Raw genomic sequence first — 15,688 nt, 5'->3', positions numbered from 1 at the left:
CGGCCGGAAAAGTGGGGTTTGCGGGCGCTCGTCAGCAGACGCGACAGGTCATCGCGGGCATGCCGAGGCGACAGCAGGACGCTGCGAGAACCTCGAACTTGCCGATCATGGTGAGAACGGTACCAGAGGTTCGGCGTAGCTCTTACCACCGGCTGCCTGCTGGCGCCGAAGGTCTTCCGCCGAACCGGATCGCCCGCATGGACGACATCCGGCTGGTGAGGCGGTTGCCAATGGCTTCGGATCTGAGGTAGCCTTCCCGCCATGTACTCCTCCGCAACCCAGATTCCTGCCCTCGGCGGGTGGTTGCGTATGTGTTGTCCGTGTCTGAAGTGCCGCTGAGCCCGACCGGACCAACCCAATGCCTGGGTGCGAGCGTCGGCTCGCCCGAGGCGTGATTTTCTCCTTTTTCAGGGTTACCTCGGTGCGTGCCGCTCGACCCGGCACCCAACTCTGCATCAACCTTGCACCCTTGGAGGAAGACCCATGTCTCACCCATCCCTTTCCCCGCGCCGGTCTCTGGCGGCGCTGACCCTGCTGATCGCGGCCTGGTTGACGGCTTGCTCGAATGTCGCCGCGTCGGCCCCCTCCGGCTCCGGCGAATCGACGGTGCTGAGCATCGTCGGCTACGCGGTCCCGGCCGAGGCCAATGCCCGCATCGCCGAGGCCTGGCAGCAGACCCCGGACGGCCAGGACGTCACCTTCGAGACCTCCTATGGGGCCTCGGGGGACCAGAGCCGCAATGTCCTCAACGGACAGCCGGCCGATTATGTCCATTTCTCGGTCGAATCCGACGTCACCCGACTGGTCGATGGCGGCCTGGTCAGCCCTGACTGGAAGTCCGGCCCGAACAAGGGCGTGGTCTCCACGTCGGTGGTCGTGCTCGCCGTCCGACCGGGCAACCCGCTCGGTATCAAGGGCTGGGACGACCTGATCAAGCCCGGCGTCGAGATCGTGACACCGAACCCGGCGTCGTCGGGAGCGGCCCGCTGGAACATCCTGGCCGCCTGGGCGCACATCGCCGCCAACGGTGGTTCGGATGCCGAAGCGACCGATTTCCTGAAGAAGCTGCTGGGCAATGCCGTGGCGCTGCCCGGTAGCGGACGAGACGCCACCACGGCCTTCACCTCGGGCACCGGCGACGTCTTCATCACCTACGAGAATGAGGCCATCCTCGCCCGGCAGAGCGGGGCCGATTTCGACTACATCGTGCCGGACGACACCCTGCTGATCGAGAACCCCGGCACCGTGCTGATCGACGCCAAGCCGGCCGCCACCCAGTGGCTCGATTTCGTCCTGTCCGATCAGGCCCAGGAGATCTTCGGCGAGACCGGCTTCCGGCCGTTGAACGGCAAGGCCCCGGCACGGGTCGAGGGTGCGAACGATCCGGAGAGTCCTTTCCCGCAACCGCAACGGCTGTACACGATCGCCAATGATTTCGGCTCCTGGGAGGAACTGTCCAAGACCTTCTTCGCCGAACAGATCGGGATCGTGACCCAGCTGCTGGCCGAACTCGGCAAGTCATGACAGGGACCGCGCTTGCGCCGGCACCCGTCATCCGCGACGAGGTCATCGTCGAGCCGGCTCCGACAGCCATCCGCAGCGTTCGCGCCCAGCCCCGGTACCATCGTCGGCTCACCGCCGCCTCGGGCCTGGGGTTGGGAGTGGCGGTGCTCTGGCTGAGCCTGCTGGTGCTGATCCCGCTGGCCGCGGTGGTGGGCACCGCCGTGGCCGGCGGCCCGGGAGCTTTCTGGGCCGCGCTGACCGCCCCGCAGACCCTCAACGCCATCGGGTTGACCGTCGCCGTCGCGGCGGGCATTGCCCTACTGAACGCGGTGATGGGCACGATCATCGCCTGGGTGCTGGTGCGGGATCGGTTCTGGGGCCGGGGCGTGCTGAACGTGGTGATCGACATCCCGTTCGCGATGCCGACCATCGTCGCGGGGCTCGTGCTGTTGTCGCTGTACGGTCCGCGCAGTCCGATCGGGGTGAACATCGCGAATACCCGGATGTCGGTAGCGCTGGCCATCGCCTTCGTGACCTTGCCCTTCGTGGTGCGCACGGTGATGCCGGTGCTGGAAGAACTGGAATTGGACGTCGAAGAGGCTGCCAGCTCGCTCGGCGCGTCAAGTTGGGTCACCTTCCGCCGGATCGTGCTGCCCAGCCTGGCCCCCGCGATCACCTCCGGGGTGGCGCTGTCGTTCGCTCGTGGCATCAGCGAGTACGGCTCGCTGGTGCTGCTGACCGGCAATATGCCCAACCGCACCGAGGTGGTGTCAGTCCGGGTGCTCTCCCACATCGAGAACGGCGAGCTCGGATCGGCAGCGGCGATCGCCACCGGAATGCTGGTGATCGCGCTGGCCGTGCTGGCCACGCTGGACCTGGTGCAACGAAAGGCCGCTCGCCATGATTCGTGAACCTCGTCCGCTCAAGCTCGCGCTGCGCTGGCTGGTGATCGGCTACCTGATTCTGCTGGTGCTGTGGCCGGTCTCGCTGGTCGTCACGAACACCTTCGCCGACGATCTGACCAATCTCAAGACCGCGTTCACCAGTCCCGCGGTGCTCAGCGCGCTGCGGCTGACAGCCAAGGTGACGATCTGGGCCGTCGTGCTCAACCTGGTCTTCGGTGTGGGCGTGTCCTTGTTGCTGGTGCGCTACGACTTCTGGGGCAAGCGAGTGCTGTCGACCCTGGTCGATCTGCCCCTGTCGGTCTCGCCGGTCGTGGTCGGCCTGGCCCTGATGCTGGTCTACCGGCGTGACTCGGCGATCGGCGGCGCGCTGTACGACCTCGGCTATCAGATCATTTTCGCCACCCCCGGCATCATCGCGGCAACCGTCTTCGTGGCGCTTCCGCTGGTGATCCGTGAGGTGGTGCCGGTGCTGATCGAGGTCGGCGACGATCAGGAGCAGGCCGCCCGCAGCCTGGGTGGCTCGGGCTGGCAGGTCTTCTGGCGGGTCACGCTGCCGTCCATCCGGTGGGCGGTGGTGTACGGCGTGGTGCTCGCGCTGGCCCGCAGCCTGGGCGAGTTCGGCGCCGTCAAGGTGGTTTCGGGCAACATCTCGTTGCGCACCCAGACCGCCACGTTGGCCGTCGAGGAGACCTACGCCAACTTCCAGCAGGGCACCGCCTACGCGGTGGCCTTCCTGCTCACCGTCGCGGCAGTCGCCTGCATCACTGCCGTTTCTTTGCTTCGACCCCGAGAGGATGCCTCATGAGTATCGAAATCGCCGGTGTAGGTAAGCATTTCGGAGATTTCGTCGCCTTGGACGACATCAACCTGACCATCCCTTCGGGGCAACTGACCGCGTTGCTGGGCCCCTCCGGTGGCGGCAAGTCGACGCTGCTGCGGATCATCGCCGGGTTGGAGAGCGCCGACAGCGGCACGGTGACCATCGAGGGGGTGGACGCCACCGGGCTGCCACCCCAACGCCGCAATGTCGGATTCGTCTTCCAGCACTACGCCGTCTTCAAGCACATGACGGTGGCCAAGAACGTCGCCTTCGGGCTGGAGATCCGCAAGCGCCCCAAGCAGGAGGTGCGCCGGCGGGTGGACGAACTACTCGACCTGGTGCATCTGCGGCAATTCGCCGACCGGCTGCCGTCCCAGCTGTCCGGCGGCCAGCGTCAGCGGATGGCTCTGGCCCGTGCGTTGGCCGTGGAGCCGAAGGTGCTGCTGCTGGACGAGCCGTTCGGCGCCCTGGACGCCAAGGTGCGCAAGGAACTGCGGGAATGGCTGCGCCGTCTCCACGACGAGGTGCATGTGACCACGGTCTTCGTCACCCACGACCAGGAGGAGGCGCTGGAGGTGGCGGACACCATCGTGGTGCTCAACGAGGGACGCATCGAGCAGATCGGAAGCCCCGACGAGCTCTATGACGCACCCGCCAACCACTTCGTGATGAGCTTCCTGGGTGAGGTGAGCACGCTCGACGGCCGTTTGATCCGGCCGCACGACATCGCGATCCACACCGTGCCCGGCCCCGGAACGATACCGGGGGTGCTGGTGCGTTCGCAGCGCGTCGGCTTCGAGGTGCGGCTCACCGTTCGTCCGGTCACCCCCGGCCCCGATGTGACGGTGCCCCTCACCAAGACCTTCGCCGACACCCTCGGCGTCCGGGAGGGGTCTCAGGTGTGGCTCGAACCGTCGGCAGCGGGTGCACCACTGGTCGCTTCCTGAGTGGGACGAGCCGGCGATCAGACCTCGACGAAGCTGATGCTGCTGCCCGGCTCGGGCACCAGCGGTGCCGGGCCGGACGCCTTGATCGCGCCCGGCAGAAGAACCTGATCGGGCTGGTCGACGTAGATCACCACATGGCCCAGCTCGGTCAGGTTGTCGCTGGCGCGGCCTCCCACCTCGTCCAGGACGTAGGTCTGGCCACCGAAGACGAACTGATCGCCGGCCTGCAGCGGGCGGGCCAGGCTGCTGGCGCGGTCATGCACGATGCTGACATCGGCGAGAGCCTCGGGTACCGGCTCGCCGAACAGGATGAACACCCCGGAGTGGATGATCTCGACGGCGTCGATGCCTATCCGGGTGATGGTGGAGTTCCAGAGCGTTGTCGACATGCGTATCTCCCGTTCGTGACGTCAGCCGTTGACCCGCGAGGCGGTCCGGGGCCTCATCTGTTCTTCTTGTGCTCTGTTCTTCTTGTGCTCGGCGATGGCAGTGAACATCTGCGTGAGTACGGCCCGCCAATCAGGATTCTGCACGATCCCGCTGGTGCCGCCCGAGGAGTCCGCGCCCTGAGCGAGCGCCCGCGCGACATCTTCGCCGCTGGTCACCCCCGCCGCCTGGATCACCAGGATGGTGGGGTCGACATCTTTGACGATCCGGGTAGTGCGCGAGATGTAATCGCCGGCGTCCATCCTGCCGGTACCGATATTGGCGGTCGGCTCGCAGATCATCATGTCGGGACCCATCGTGGCGATCGCCCGGCACTGAGCGTCCGAGTCGGCACACACGATGGTCGCCAGGCCGACTTCTCGTGCCCGGCGCATAGTGGCGTCCAGGATGTCGAGGGTGAGCTGGTGTTCGGCGTGGTTCAGGACGACCGCCTCCGCGCCGGCCTCGACCAGCGACTCCGGCAGGATGTAACCCATGCCGCGCCCCTTGACGATCGGATCCATGTGCTGCGCGGTGACAGTCAGGTGTTCGGTGTGGTCTTTGACCATCCGGAGGTCGACGTGTTGAGCAGTGAAGATGACGTCGATGCCGAATTGGGCGGCCAGCTCATCGGTGATCCTGGCCAGCTCGAGGGTGTCGGCGCTACCCAGGTAGGCCTTCGGATTGACGATGAGGAACGGAGGCTCGACAACCCGAGAGGTGGTCTGCTCGTTCATGGCATCCTTCCGTGGCCAACCCGTATCCATTCGTTGTGACGCCCTGATTCTTCCATCCGCGGCCGGACCCGGCAACCTTCGCCCGCCTGCGCCCGGCGGCAGCGCTGTGCCAGACTTCTGGTTATGGCGTCACCGGTGGTTGCTGTGGTGGTCGGGGCCGGACTGGGGCTGCGGTACGGGGGAAAGACACCCAAACCAGCTCTCAAGGTCACCGGACGCACCTTGATGGTCATGTCGATCGAAGCGATGGCGGCCGGTGGTTGCACCGACGCCGTCGTGGTCGTCAACGATCAGGTGGCCAAGCAGCTCGGCCCCGAACTGGCCGCGCTGCCGATCCCCGTCAAGCAGGTTCCCGGCGGGGCGTCGCGTCAGGAATCGGTCTACAACGGCCTGAAGGCTGTTCGCGACGACGAGCGGCTGTCGCATGCCGAGGTCGTGCTCGTCCATGATGCGGTTCGGCCGATGGTTCCGGCCAAGGTGGTATCCGCGGTGATCGAGGCCGTCCAGGGCGGTGCGGAGGCTGTCGCCCCTGCGATCCCGGTGGCCGATTCGATGCGCATCCTCGATCCCGGCGGAGGGTCTGCGGTGATCGACCGGTCGTTGCTGCGCGCCATCCAGACCCCGCAGGGCTTTCCGCTTCAGCTGATCCTGGAGGCCCACGAGAAGATGGCGGCGTCCGGGGATCAGTTCACCGATGACGTTTCCTGCGCCGAACGGGCTGGTCACCACGTGACGTTGGTCGAGGGATCGCGGATGTCGATGAAGGTCACCGAGCCGAGCGATCTGACCGTTGCGCAGGCGCTGTGGGAAGTGCGCGATACCTTCGGGCATCACTCGGCGCGCCGGATCCGCCGGCATCTCGGCGCATGATCCGCACCGGAATCGGCACCGATGTACACCGGTTCGCCCCCGGTGTCCCGATGTGGCTGGCGGGCCTGCACTTTCCGGACGAGCAGGCAGGTCTGGCCGGCCATTCCGACGGTGATGTGGTCTGCCACGCCATCTGTGATGCTCTGCTCGCAGCGGCCCGGCTAGGCGATATGGGCTCCAACTACGGCACCAGTGAGCCCGAGTGGGCCGGCGCGCCGGGGTTGGTATTCCTCCGCGAGACCAGGCGCCGGGTGGAGGCCGCCGGTTGGCAGATCGTCAATGTGTCGGTTCAGTTGATCGGTAACCGTCCCCGGATGGCTGCCCGTCGTGCCGAGGCCGAAGACCTGCTGACCGCCACGCTGGGAGCCGACACGAGCCTGAGCGCCACCACCACCGATGGCCTGGGGTTCACCGGACGAGGCGAGGGCCTGGCGGCCATCGCCACCGCTCTTGTTCAGCGGACCTGAGCGTCGCCGACGGTGAAGCTGTTGCACGAACCCATCAGCGTCGTGCCATAGCCTTCGAGGAACCAGGCCCGGCGGGTGGCACCCTGTCCGTGGTTGCCGTCATAGGTCGAATCACCGGTCAGTACGTCGTCGCCGATCGAGTAGAACAGCTCCGAGAGCTGCTGAGCACCATTGGCGTCGACCCCGACCGACTGGCCGACCGACTCGATGAACTGGCCCGCCCAGCAGTCGGCCTGCACCTCGAGGCGCCGCGACAGACTGTTGGCGGTGGCGTCATCGGATCGCTGCTCCCAGGCCGCCTCCGAGATCAGGATGCCGGTTCTGCCCTGGATGGCGTGCGCGAATTCGTGGGCGATCACCGACTCCACCACATAGTTCGTGCTGCGCAGGTCGGGCGGCACGATCGTCGGCAGATCTGCCGCGTAGTAGATCTGCTGATCCGCGGAGCAGTAGGCGGCATTCGCCGTGGGCATCTGGCCGCACTTGGTATTGACCGGGGAGGTGTAGATCGTCACGCTCGGACGCACCGCAATGTAGCCGGCCTGCTCCAGCGCCGGACCGAAGACCCGCATCAGGCAGCCGGTGAGCTCATTGAGGTGAGTCTGCAGTTCGGCATGCGAGGCGTTGTTCAGATCGATCGGGGTCGCCTCGCAGCGCACCGGGACAGCGATGCTGGCGTCGTAGATGGAGTTGTTGGTCAGCCATTCGGTGGCTTGGGTGTAGGTCTCCGGAATGGGGATCTCCGGTGGGTTCGTGTCGACCTGCGGAACCTGGTAGTCCTCGTTCTGGTATTCGCCGGGCGGGGTGACCACCGGATCGTCGGTGGAGCTGAACAGGCTGAATGCCACCATCGCGACGGCGAAACCGCCGATCATGAACAGCACCAGCCGCAGGATGTTCGAGGCACCGCCGCGCTTGGGAGGCCGACCGCCCGGCACGCCCAGGTTGTAGCCGTAGTTGGCGGGTGGACGCTGGGCCTGCTGCCAGGCGGCATTGTTCGGTGCCCAGGTCTGCTGGCCGCGCGGAGGCGCCCACTGCGGCGGCTGCGGCGCACCCCATTGCTGTTGTGGTGCCCACTGCTGCGCATTGCTCGGTGCGCCCCACTGGTTGGAAGCGCTGTAGCCGGCATCCGGCCGGTACCGCGGATTCTGCTGCCCCCACTGACTCACGTCAACAACCCTAGGCCATCGCGGGAGCAGCCGGAACTGCTGGTAGAAGCCTCAACGATTCCTCGGCATCCGGCTACGACTCGTGGCCTGGTCCGCACGGCAGCCCGGTTGCCGGTTTCGGGCCCGCCACGATCGGCGCCGCTAGGCCGCCTGTGCGATAGCTTGGTGACGATATGCCGCGTCAGATCGTGGTGGATCATCGAACTGACCTCTCCAGAAAGGGACGCCAGGTGACTACTCGTCTCGGATCGAGCAGACCCAACACGTTGCGCTTCGCGGCTGTGGCCGCGGGGATCACCCTGCTACTCAGCACACTGGGACTGGTATCTCCCGCTCGGGCGGACGATGTGGCAGAAAGCTATGTCGTCCGTGGTGAAGTGACCGCGGACGGGTCGTTGTCGATCACCGAGACGATCACCTTCGACGGCCCGGGCCCCACCGATCTGGAGCAGCGGCTGGCCACGACGCGTCCGCAGTTGAACTACACACAGCTCAACTACGAGATCAACGACGTCACCGTCACCGCTGGTGGCAGCGACCTGTCGCCGACGATCAGTACCGACGGCGATTACCTGGTGATCGGCGTCGACGCGTCCAAGGCGGGCGACGATCCGGTAGAGATCAGCTACACCGTGGTGGGTGCCGCAGTCGCGTTGCCGTCGATTCCCGACCGAGCCGATCTCACCGAGGTCTCCTGGCGGGTGCTGCAGGGACTGAACGTGGGGGTCGAGCAGGTCAGCGGTGAGATCGCCCTTCCGGCGAACACCCACACCTACGACATCGATTGCGCATCGGGTCCGCCGGCTGCGACCTCGACGTGCACGACCTACGCGTCCGGCACTTTCGACGCGATCTACCCGCAGTTCACCGACGGCCCACGCGGTCCGGGTGAGGTCGTCGTCCTGACCTTCTCGGTGCCGACTTCGGCCGTTGCGGCCAATCAGGTGTTGACCGAGCATTGGACGCTGGACCGCGCCTTCACCGCCCAGGGTCTGCCGCTGGCGGCGGCTCTGGCCGCGCTGGTGCTCGGCGGCGCCGCGCTGTTTGCGCTGTACCGTTCCAAGGGCACCGACGCGAAGGGTGGCCGCCCCATCCCGGTCGGCCGTTTCGAACCCGTCGCTGCTGGTGAGGAGCGTTTCGAGCTGGTCGAGAAGGTGCGTCCGGGCGAGATCGGCACCTTGGTCGACGAGCGGGTCGATCCGGTCGACATCACGGCCACCATCCTCGATGTCGCACAGCGCGGGCACCTGGCTATCGTCCAGCTGCCTCACGAGAACACCAATACCAACATCGACTGGACCTTCGAGCGCAAGACCGGCCCCGACGAACTGCAGCACTATGAGCAGATCATTGTGGACGCGATCGCGCCCGTTGATGGCGAGCCGATCACGGTTTCGAAGATCAGTGGCGCGGTCGGCGAGGCCGTCCAACGGGTACAGGATGCGATCTACGACGAGGTCGTGACCGAGGGCTGGTTCGTCGAGCGGCCGGATGCGGTGCGCAGTGGCTGGGGACGCATCGGCTGGATATCGGTCGGGGTCTCGGTCGTCGCGCTGGTGCTGCTCGCGGCCTTCACCAAGTTCGGCCTGCTCGGCCTGGTGCTGCTCGGCCTGGCGGTCGGCCTGCTGTGGGTAAGCCAGCAGATGCCGCGCCGGACGGCCAAGGGGGCATCGATCCTTAGTGGTCTGCAGGTGCTGGCGATGACCCTGGCCACCCAGCCCACCGACCGGCTGCCCAAGGCGAACACCTACGAGGAGATCTCCCGGGTGTTGCCCTACGCGGTGGTGCTCGGCGGGCTCGATCGTTGGTTGCAGGCGCTGGCCGATGCCGACGATGATCCCGGTGTTCCCGACCCGGACGATCTCAGCTGGTACCGCGCGCCGCAGGACTGGCAGCTGTCGGATCTGCCGTTCTCGATTGAGTCGTTCATCACCACGATGCAGGGCACGCTCTACACCCGGCATTGACCCGGGCGCGATCGGTCAGTTGGTCGGGCTGGTGCCCAAGACGATGGACGCCTCGCGAGGTTCGCCCTGATCGTCCTGCCAGGCCACGTCGACGACGTCGTCCGGGTCGTACGACTCGACGACCTTCAGAAGTCCGCTGGCGGAGCTGATTGGCTGACCGTCGAAACTGGTGATGGTCGAACCGGGGGTGAGTCCGGCCGCAGCAGCCGGGGAGTTCGGGTACACCGCGGTCAGTACCGCGACATTGCGTGTTCCCAGGCTCACGCCCAGCCAGGCGCCCGGCCCGATCCGGGTCTGCTCGCTCTGGCGCCCGGCGGCGATGTCGTCGGCGATCGCGGCGGCCTTGGCGATCGGGATCGAATAGGTGCTCATCTGCGCGGCGACCGCGTCCTGCCCCGCGCTGGTCACGCCGACCACCTCGGTGGCGGCGTTGTAGGTCGGGCCACCCGAATAGCCGGGAATGGCTCCCGCGGTCGAGCGGATCATTCCGTCCGCATCCTCGTACCCATAGCTGCCGAACGCCGATTCCAGCATCACCGTCGCATCGAGTTCCGTCACGCTGCCTCCGGAGGCAAGCAGTACACCGCCGCCATCGCCGTTGCCGACCGCCACCACCCGGTCGCCGACGGCCACCGGATCAGCGGCGATATTGGCCTCGGTCAGCCCGCCCGCGCCCTCCAGTTGCAGCACTGCGATATCGGCCCACACATTGCGTCCGAGCAGATCGGCGTCGTAGGCATGACCCGTGTCGGCGATCCGGACCGTCAGGTCGGTGGTGCCCGAGACCACGTGATAGTTGGTCAACACCAGCCCGGATTCGCTGAGAATGATGCCCGTGCCGGACGAGACGCCATTGTCGACGTCGCCGGTGACCAGCACGATCCCCGCACTCATCTCGGCGGTGACCGCGGTCGAGTAGGTGGGGATCTCCTGGGTCTCACTGCGCGGAACCTGCGCGCGGGGCACGTAACCGGACCGCATATCGCGGGCACCGAACCCGGTGACCTGCCAGGCGAGCAGCCCCAGGACCACCAACAGCACGGCGAGACCCGCCCAGACCCCGGTGCGGTTGCGCCGGCGTGGCGGTTGATACGGCCCACTCGGGGGAAACGGCGGTGGGGCACTTTGCCACGTCGCCGGACCGCTGGGCCCCCACGGTTGCCCGGTTGGGGGCGCCCAGGCGGGCTGCCCGGTAGGAGGTGCCCAGCCCCCGGTGGGCTGATAGTACGACGCGTTCTGCGGGCCGGTCTGGACCGCCGGGGACGACAGCGGCCGGGTGGCCGCTGGGTGGTCGGCAGGGATTCGGGGAGTCTGCGCCGGCGCCGGCTGATCCGGGGGCGGCGAGGAAGAAGCATCCGGCCCACCGGCATGCGGCTGCGACATCGTCACCCCCCTTGTTCACTTAGTGCACAGTTTATTGCCGAAGCGCCAGTTCACCCCAAGACGGCCGGTAGCCCTCGCCCGCCGAGGTGCCGGTTGTCGGCGGCGCTGGACATGGCTGTGGCCGGCCACCCCGAGGGCGACCGGCCACAGCCATGTCTGCCGCTGATCGACCGGCTCGGGCCGGCGATCAGATCAGGATCAGTCGAACTTCTCCTGGCGTCCGATGGTGCCGACCAACGATTCGCGGTAGCCCGCCTCGATCAGGGCCGCCAGGTCGGTTTCGGCATCGGCGATCCGGTCCTGCAGGTGGAGCCGCTGGCTGACCTGCTCGTTCTCGGGCGCGGCCGAGAACTCGCGGAGCCTGTCGAGGCCGAGTTGCTGGTGAGCCACATCGGCCGCCTGCTTGACATCCAGACGGGCGGCGTACCAGTCGCTGGCGAGCACGGACTCGCGGGTGAACTGCTCGCGGAACTCGGGGCTGCCCAGCGTCCAGCCTTCGGAGGTCTGGCCCTCGGCCATGATCTCCAGCAGGCCGCGCAGCGGCGGCACAGCCAGCTCGACGCCGCCATCGTTGAAGTACGCCTGAGCGACCCGCTGATGGGTGGTCACGATGACATCCATCGATTCGGCGAAGGTCGCCAGATCCTGCTGCTCGGGGCGCAGCATGTCGTCGGTGAAGACCACATCCGGATGCAGGAAAATGCGTCCGAAGTACGTGGTCGCGAACCGCTCGTTCATGCGGTAACCCAGCCGCGAGGCCAGCACCTTGCGTCCGTCGAACTCGAAGTCCTCGAGCTTCTCCAGGTAGCCGTCGGCGATCAGGTTGGACGCGCGACGCTCGTCGGGCCACATCCGGCTGAACAGTTCGGGCACCAGCATCGAGATGTCGTGATCGACGCGCACCTTCGGGCCGATGTAGCCGGCCGAGCTGAGCCAGCCGTCGTAGCCGGTCAGCGCGTAGGCGAGGAAGTTGTTGTTCAGGTCGACGATCGGTGCCAGCGCATTGAACGGGCCCTTGGTAAGCGCGCCCTCACTACCGGCACCGGTGGTCGACGGCGACTTGCCCGTCATCGAGGAGATGAACTCCATGAACAACTCGGGCAGTTCCATGTAGTGCAACGGGTTGTAGACGCTCAGCGGCGGCACACCCGGTTCCTTCGGGTTGTTGCGTCGTCCGGCGGCCACCACATCGACCGACAGCGGTGCGAAGGCCGAACTCGGCAGCTTGCGCACCAGCTTCGATGCCAGATCTGCCGCGGCGGTCGCCTCCGGATTGGCGACGTCGGGCCGGGTCTGCAGATAGCGCGGATTCTTCGAACGCTTTCCGCCCACCAAGCGAGGCTGATCGGAGGCGATCCAGAATCGCGGAGACTCGTCGTCACCCATCGCGGCGACCTTGCGGATCAGGTCCTGCATCGGCTTGGTGTACTCGCTGAACGCCTGGGCGTTGGTCATCAGATCGCGAGCCTCAGCGTGGGTCAGGGGCTCGAAGTTCGAGATGAAGGTGCCCTCCTTCGACAGATCCCGCTCGGCCTGCTTGTCGTAGCCGCGATGGATGGCATCGTCGGGACGCTGGAAGAGCAGCTGCTCGCAGTTCATCACATACTTGCGGGGCAGTCCGCCCTGATTGCCGAAGCCGGCCGGGGCCTTCTCGAACGGCGAGCAGACGGTGGAGGCCGTGATGTCGTCCTCGGTCTGTACCTTGATCGCCGGGCTGAAGTCGGGGCGCAGGCTGAACAGCCGCCAGCTGCTATCGGGCAGGAATCCGACGCGCAACTGGTTGACCAGGATCTTCTCGCCCTCCAGCCGCACGGCGTTGCCCGGGCGCCCGTTCATGATGCCGACGCTGAAGTGGCTGCGCCAGTCGGTGCCCCATTCGGGCTTGTAGTAGCGCTTGACGGTGAACAGCAGCTCCTTGACGTGCGCGGGGATCGAGCGCAGGAAGGAGTTGTACTCGGCGGTGTACTCGCTGCGCGGAGTGAGCAGCTTGATGACCGAGCCGAGCGAGCGCTCCGGCGACAGGATCGGACGACGGTCCTTTCCGTTGCGGTCGCCGTCGAGGAAACGATCGGAGTAGTCGGCGTCCAGCAACTCCTGAACACGCTGCACATCGGCGGCGAAATCAGCCGCATAGGCATTGCCGAAGACGAAGGCGTCAGCCAGCGACTTGCTGATCTCGGACTTGCCGCCGCCCGACACGGTCGCGGGCTTATGGCAGTCGGTCGAGATAGGGGAGACGCCGATCAGATGCCACTGGGTCTCGTCCATCTCGCGGTGCTTCGCGTAGATCCGGTAGCCGTTCGGCGTGATGTAGACCTTGCCGGTGAGCAGCTTGATGGTCTGTTCGGCGCCGGACGCGTCGGTCCAGGTGATGGTCTGCTTGCGCATGGAGTAGTCGGCGCCGCCGGGCACCAGGACGATGTGCGACTGGACGCGGTCGAGCGCGTGACCCTGCGGCTGCAGTTCGAAACGCTGCGGATCACGGGCCAGCACATCGGCGACGGTGTAGTCGGCTGGGGTGTACTCGTCATGGAATTCCGCACCCAGGTTGTAGGCCGGGTAGACCCGGGCACCGCCGGCATGCTCCTCCTCGGCGCAGCCGAGCAGGTTCGCAGCGTAGGACAGCTGAGTCTTGACTTCCTTCTTGCAGTAACCGAAGTAGTTGTCCGCGATGACGGTGACCATGACGCCGCGCTCGTCGCGAGCGCAGCACTTGAAGGCGTGGCCGCCGTTGTAGAGCTCGTCCTCGTCCTTCCAGCACTGGCCATCACGGCGCTCACGCTCGGTGGCGTCGTCCCAGTGCGGCATGCCGAGGCTCCGCTTGGTGACCTTGGTGAGGTGCGGGGCGAGGATGACACATCCGGTGTGACCCGACCAGGTGGCCGGATCCAGCGCCGCATCGTTCTGCGGAAGTTGCGGGTCGCCGGCGTTGCCGAAGATGCCTTCGACGAAGTCGAGGTTGCAGACCAGGCCGCCGGGGACGATGAAGCGGGTCTCCATGGTCTTGGCGCCGCCACGTCCGGGCACCGCCGGCACCACCAGCGGGCGCAGCAGCAACGACACGAAGCAGGCCGCCGGGTCCGGCTGGTCCGAGGTGTAGGGCAGGATCATGTCTTCGCGCGGAGGTTGCATGGCCAGCGTGAGCAGCCTGGCGAACACATCCTTGCGGACGATGATCTTGTCGTCCGGAATGGGCAAGCCGCCTTCTGCAATGTGGAAGACACCGGCGGTGGTGCGGCGGTCGTTGGCCGGATTGTGCAGCACGCCATTGGACAGCCGGTAGCTTGACAGCAGCGGTGAGTGGAACTCGTCACCGTCCGCCGGGAGACTGAGACCGCGGGCCAGACCGGCCTGGTCGAGAATCAGGGTTTGCTTGGGGAGCCGAGGCTTGACATCGACGTCAGCGAGGTAATCATCGAGAAAATCCTGGATTCGCTGGTCGACCGGACACAAGCGATCGGCCAGCCGGCGCGAGAGTTCCCGCTGACGAGCCAAGAGTGGTTCGACGAGTTCGATCTTTCCGTCTTCGGCTTCTGCGCGGGGCAGCTCCAGCAGAGCCAGCCGCAGGTTGATGGCGGCATTCAAGGTATCGGCAGACATACGGTCATCTTCCCAGATGGCTTGCAGTGTTGTGAACACTGCCCGCGAACATCGGGCCCGCGGTACGACCTTGTTGCCAACCGGTTGCCACCAGCCTGCGCGGCGCTTCGCTATCGCGACTAGTCAGCCGCAGATCGCAGCACTGGTGTCAGATCGCCAGTGAAATCGACCGCACCCGGGCCAATCCGTTGGCCGGTCCGGTCAGTTGAACCTGGGCGGCGGACTCGCGTCCGAACAACCACAACAGCAACTCGCCCGGCTCCCCGGTAACGGTCACCGGAGTGCGTCCGGTAGCCACCAACGCTTGCTCATCGCTGACCCTGCCATCGCGGACCCGCTGCAAGATGATGCCCACCTTGGCCTTGCGCAGCCGGAATCCGGCCATCCCGACCGCGGTATTCCACAAGATCTCATCGGTCTGGGGCGGCAGCACGCGCGGGCCGACCGGGTAAGGGCCGCCGCGCCGCAGATCCTCATGGTGGACGAAGAACTCCGCGGAGTTCGCCTTGGCGTCCACCACCGGAATGCGGAAGGGGCTCAGCCCGGTGGGGCCCTTGGCAACCAACTCGACCAGGTCGTCGAAGCTCATCTCGGTCATCAGTTTGTGCATGCGCTTGTCGGTGATCTTCAAGAACGGCATCACCACGCCGACGGTGGCGAGCGGATCGGATTCGCGGATGTGCAGGTGCGCTGCAAGATGGTGGGCAGTCCAGCCCTCGCACAAGGTGGGGGCGTCGGGCCCCAGCGTGGTCATCAACTCACACAGTTCCCGGCGCTCCGACCGGGCCACGGATTCAGCCATACCTCCAGAATCGGCCACGATCCAAATGCGCGCTGCCGCTACGCATCTTTGGATTGCGGAATCACAGCGCCAGACAAGGCCCACTTGCGGGC

At 66.3% G+C, this 15,688-nt stretch carries 13 protein-coding genes; 7 read left to right on the top strand and 6 right to left on the bottom strand.

Annotated elements, in window-relative coordinates; translation table 11 throughout:
• Positions 1 to 483 precede the first annotated feature (483 nt).
• The 4 genes from QUE25_RS05420 to QUE25_RS05405 are packed head-to-tail and all read left to right on the top strand — an operon-like array spanning position 484 to position 4,175.
• Positions 484 to 1,524: a sulfate ABC transporter substrate-binding protein gene (locus tag QUE25_RS05420; RefSeq protein ID WP_286268128.1), complete on the top strand. Its 1,041-nt coding sequence runs from the start codon at positions 484 to 486 to the stop codon at positions 1,522 to 1,524.
• Positions 1,521 to 2,414: a sulfate ABC transporter permease subunit CysT gene (cysT, locus tag QUE25_RS05415; protein ID WP_286268127.1), complete on the top strand. Its 894-nt coding sequence runs from the start codon at positions 1,521 to 1,523 to the stop codon at positions 2,412 to 2,414. The genes QUE25_RS05420 and cysT overlap by 4 nt, the downstream gene beginning before the upstream one ends.
• Positions 2,404 to 3,213 (top strand): sulfate ABC transporter permease, encoded by an 810-nt coding sequence (locus tag QUE25_RS05410; protein WP_286268126.1) that lies wholly within the window; start codon positions 2,404 to 2,406, stop codon positions 3,211 to 3,213. Before cysT ends, QUE25_RS05410 begins: the two co-directional genes overlap by 11 nt.
• The gene (locus QUE25_RS05405) at positions 3,210 to 4,175 is read left to right on the top strand and encodes a sulfate/molybdate ABC transporter ATP-binding protein (RefSeq protein ID WP_286268125.1); all 966 of its coding nucleotides are present in this window, start codon (positions 3,210 to 3,212) and stop codon (positions 4,173 to 4,175) included. The genes QUE25_RS05410 and QUE25_RS05405 overlap by 4 nt, the downstream gene beginning before the upstream one ends.
• A gap of 17 nt (positions 4,176 to 4,192) precedes the next feature.
• Here the strand turns inward: QUE25_RS05405 and QUE25_RS05400 are convergent, their stop codons facing one another.
• Both QUE25_RS05400 and QUE25_RS05395 read right to left on the bottom strand, forming a co-directional pair.
• Positions 4,193 to 4,564 carry a PTS glucitol/sorbitol transporter subunit IIA gene (locus tag QUE25_RS05400; protein ID WP_286268124.1) on the bottom strand — a complete coding sequence of 124 codons (372 nt, stop codon included), beginning with the start codon at positions 4,562 to 4,564 and terminating at the stop codon, positions 4,193 to 4,195.
• A 21-nt stretch (positions 4,565 to 4,585) separates the two neighbouring features.
• On the bottom strand, positions 4,586 to 5,338 hold the full coding sequence (locus QUE25_RS05395; protein WP_286268123.1) for a triose-phosphate isomerase: 753 nt from the start codon (positions 5,336 to 5,338) through the stop codon (positions 4,586 to 4,588).
• A 123-nt stretch (positions 5,339 to 5,461) separates the two neighbouring features.
• Here QUE25_RS05395 and ispD point away from each other — a divergent pair, with 123 nt between their 5' ends.
• On the top strand, positions 5,462 to 6,208 hold the full coding sequence (gene ispD, locus QUE25_RS05390) for a 2-C-methyl-D-erythritol 4-phosphate cytidylyltransferase (protein ID WP_286268122.1): 747 nt from the start codon (positions 5,462 to 5,464) through the stop codon (positions 6,206 to 6,208).
• Positions 6,205 to 6,675 (top strand): 2-C-methyl-D-erythritol 2,4-cyclodiphosphate synthase, encoded by a 471-nt coding sequence (ispF, locus tag QUE25_RS05385; RefSeq protein ID WP_286268121.1) that lies wholly within the window; start codon positions 6,205 to 6,207, stop codon positions 6,673 to 6,675. The genes ispD and ispF overlap by 4 nt, the downstream gene beginning before the upstream one ends.
• On the opposite strand, the gene QUE25_RS05380 is transcribed toward ispF, so the two are convergent.
• The gene (locus QUE25_RS05380) at positions 6,663 to 7,844 is read right to left on the bottom strand and encodes a neutral zinc metallopeptidase (RefSeq protein ID WP_286268120.1); all 1,182 of its coding nucleotides are present in this window, start codon (positions 7,842 to 7,844) and stop codon (positions 6,663 to 6,665) included. The two genes, ispF and QUE25_RS05380, sit on opposite strands and share 13 nt — an antisense overlap.
• Positions 7,845 to 8,074: 230 nt before the next feature.
• Between QUE25_RS05380 and QUE25_RS05375 the strand changes: the two genes are divergently transcribed.
• Positions 8,075 to 9,811 carry a DUF2207 family protein gene (locus QUE25_RS05375; protein ID WP_286268119.1) on the top strand — a complete coding sequence of 579 codons (1,737 nt, stop codon included), beginning with the start codon at positions 8,075 to 8,077 and terminating at the stop codon, positions 9,809 to 9,811.
• A gap of 15 nt (positions 9,812 to 9,826) precedes the next feature.
• On the opposite strand, the gene QUE25_RS05370 is transcribed toward QUE25_RS05375, so the two are convergent.
• The 3 genes from QUE25_RS05370 to QUE25_RS05360 all read right to left on the bottom strand — a co-directional run bounded on the left by QUE25_RS05370 (position 9,827) and on the right by QUE25_RS05360 (position 15,596).
• Positions 9,827 to 10,852, bottom strand: coding sequence for a S1C family serine protease (locus tag QUE25_RS05370; RefSeq protein WP_286268118.1), 1,026 nt, complete (start codon positions 10,850 to 10,852; stop codon positions 9,827 to 9,829).
• Between the two features lie 540 nt (positions 10,853 to 11,392).
• Entirely contained in the window at positions 11,393 to 14,794 is a 3,402-nt protein-coding gene (locus tag QUE25_RS05365) for a PPi-type phosphoenolpyruvate carboxykinase family protein (protein ID WP_286268117.1), read from the bottom strand.
• A 148-nt stretch (positions 14,795 to 14,942) separates the two neighbouring features.
• Positions 14,943 to 15,596, bottom strand: a complete 654-nt coding sequence (locus tag QUE25_RS05360; RefSeq protein ID WP_286268116.1) for a TIGR03085 family metal-binding protein — start codon at positions 15,594 to 15,596, stop codon at positions 14,943 to 14,945.
• Between the last annotated feature and the right edge of the window lie 92 nt (positions 15,597 to 15,688).

The sequence above is a fragment of the Brooklawnia propionicigenes genome, from assembly GCF_030297015.1.
GTDB lineage: Bacteria > Actinomycetota > Actinomycetes > Propionibacteriales > Propionibacteriaceae > Brooklawnia > Brooklawnia propionicigenes.
The sequence above is the reverse complement of the archived record's forward strand: the minus strand, read 5'-3'. Positions and strand labels throughout refer to the sequence as shown.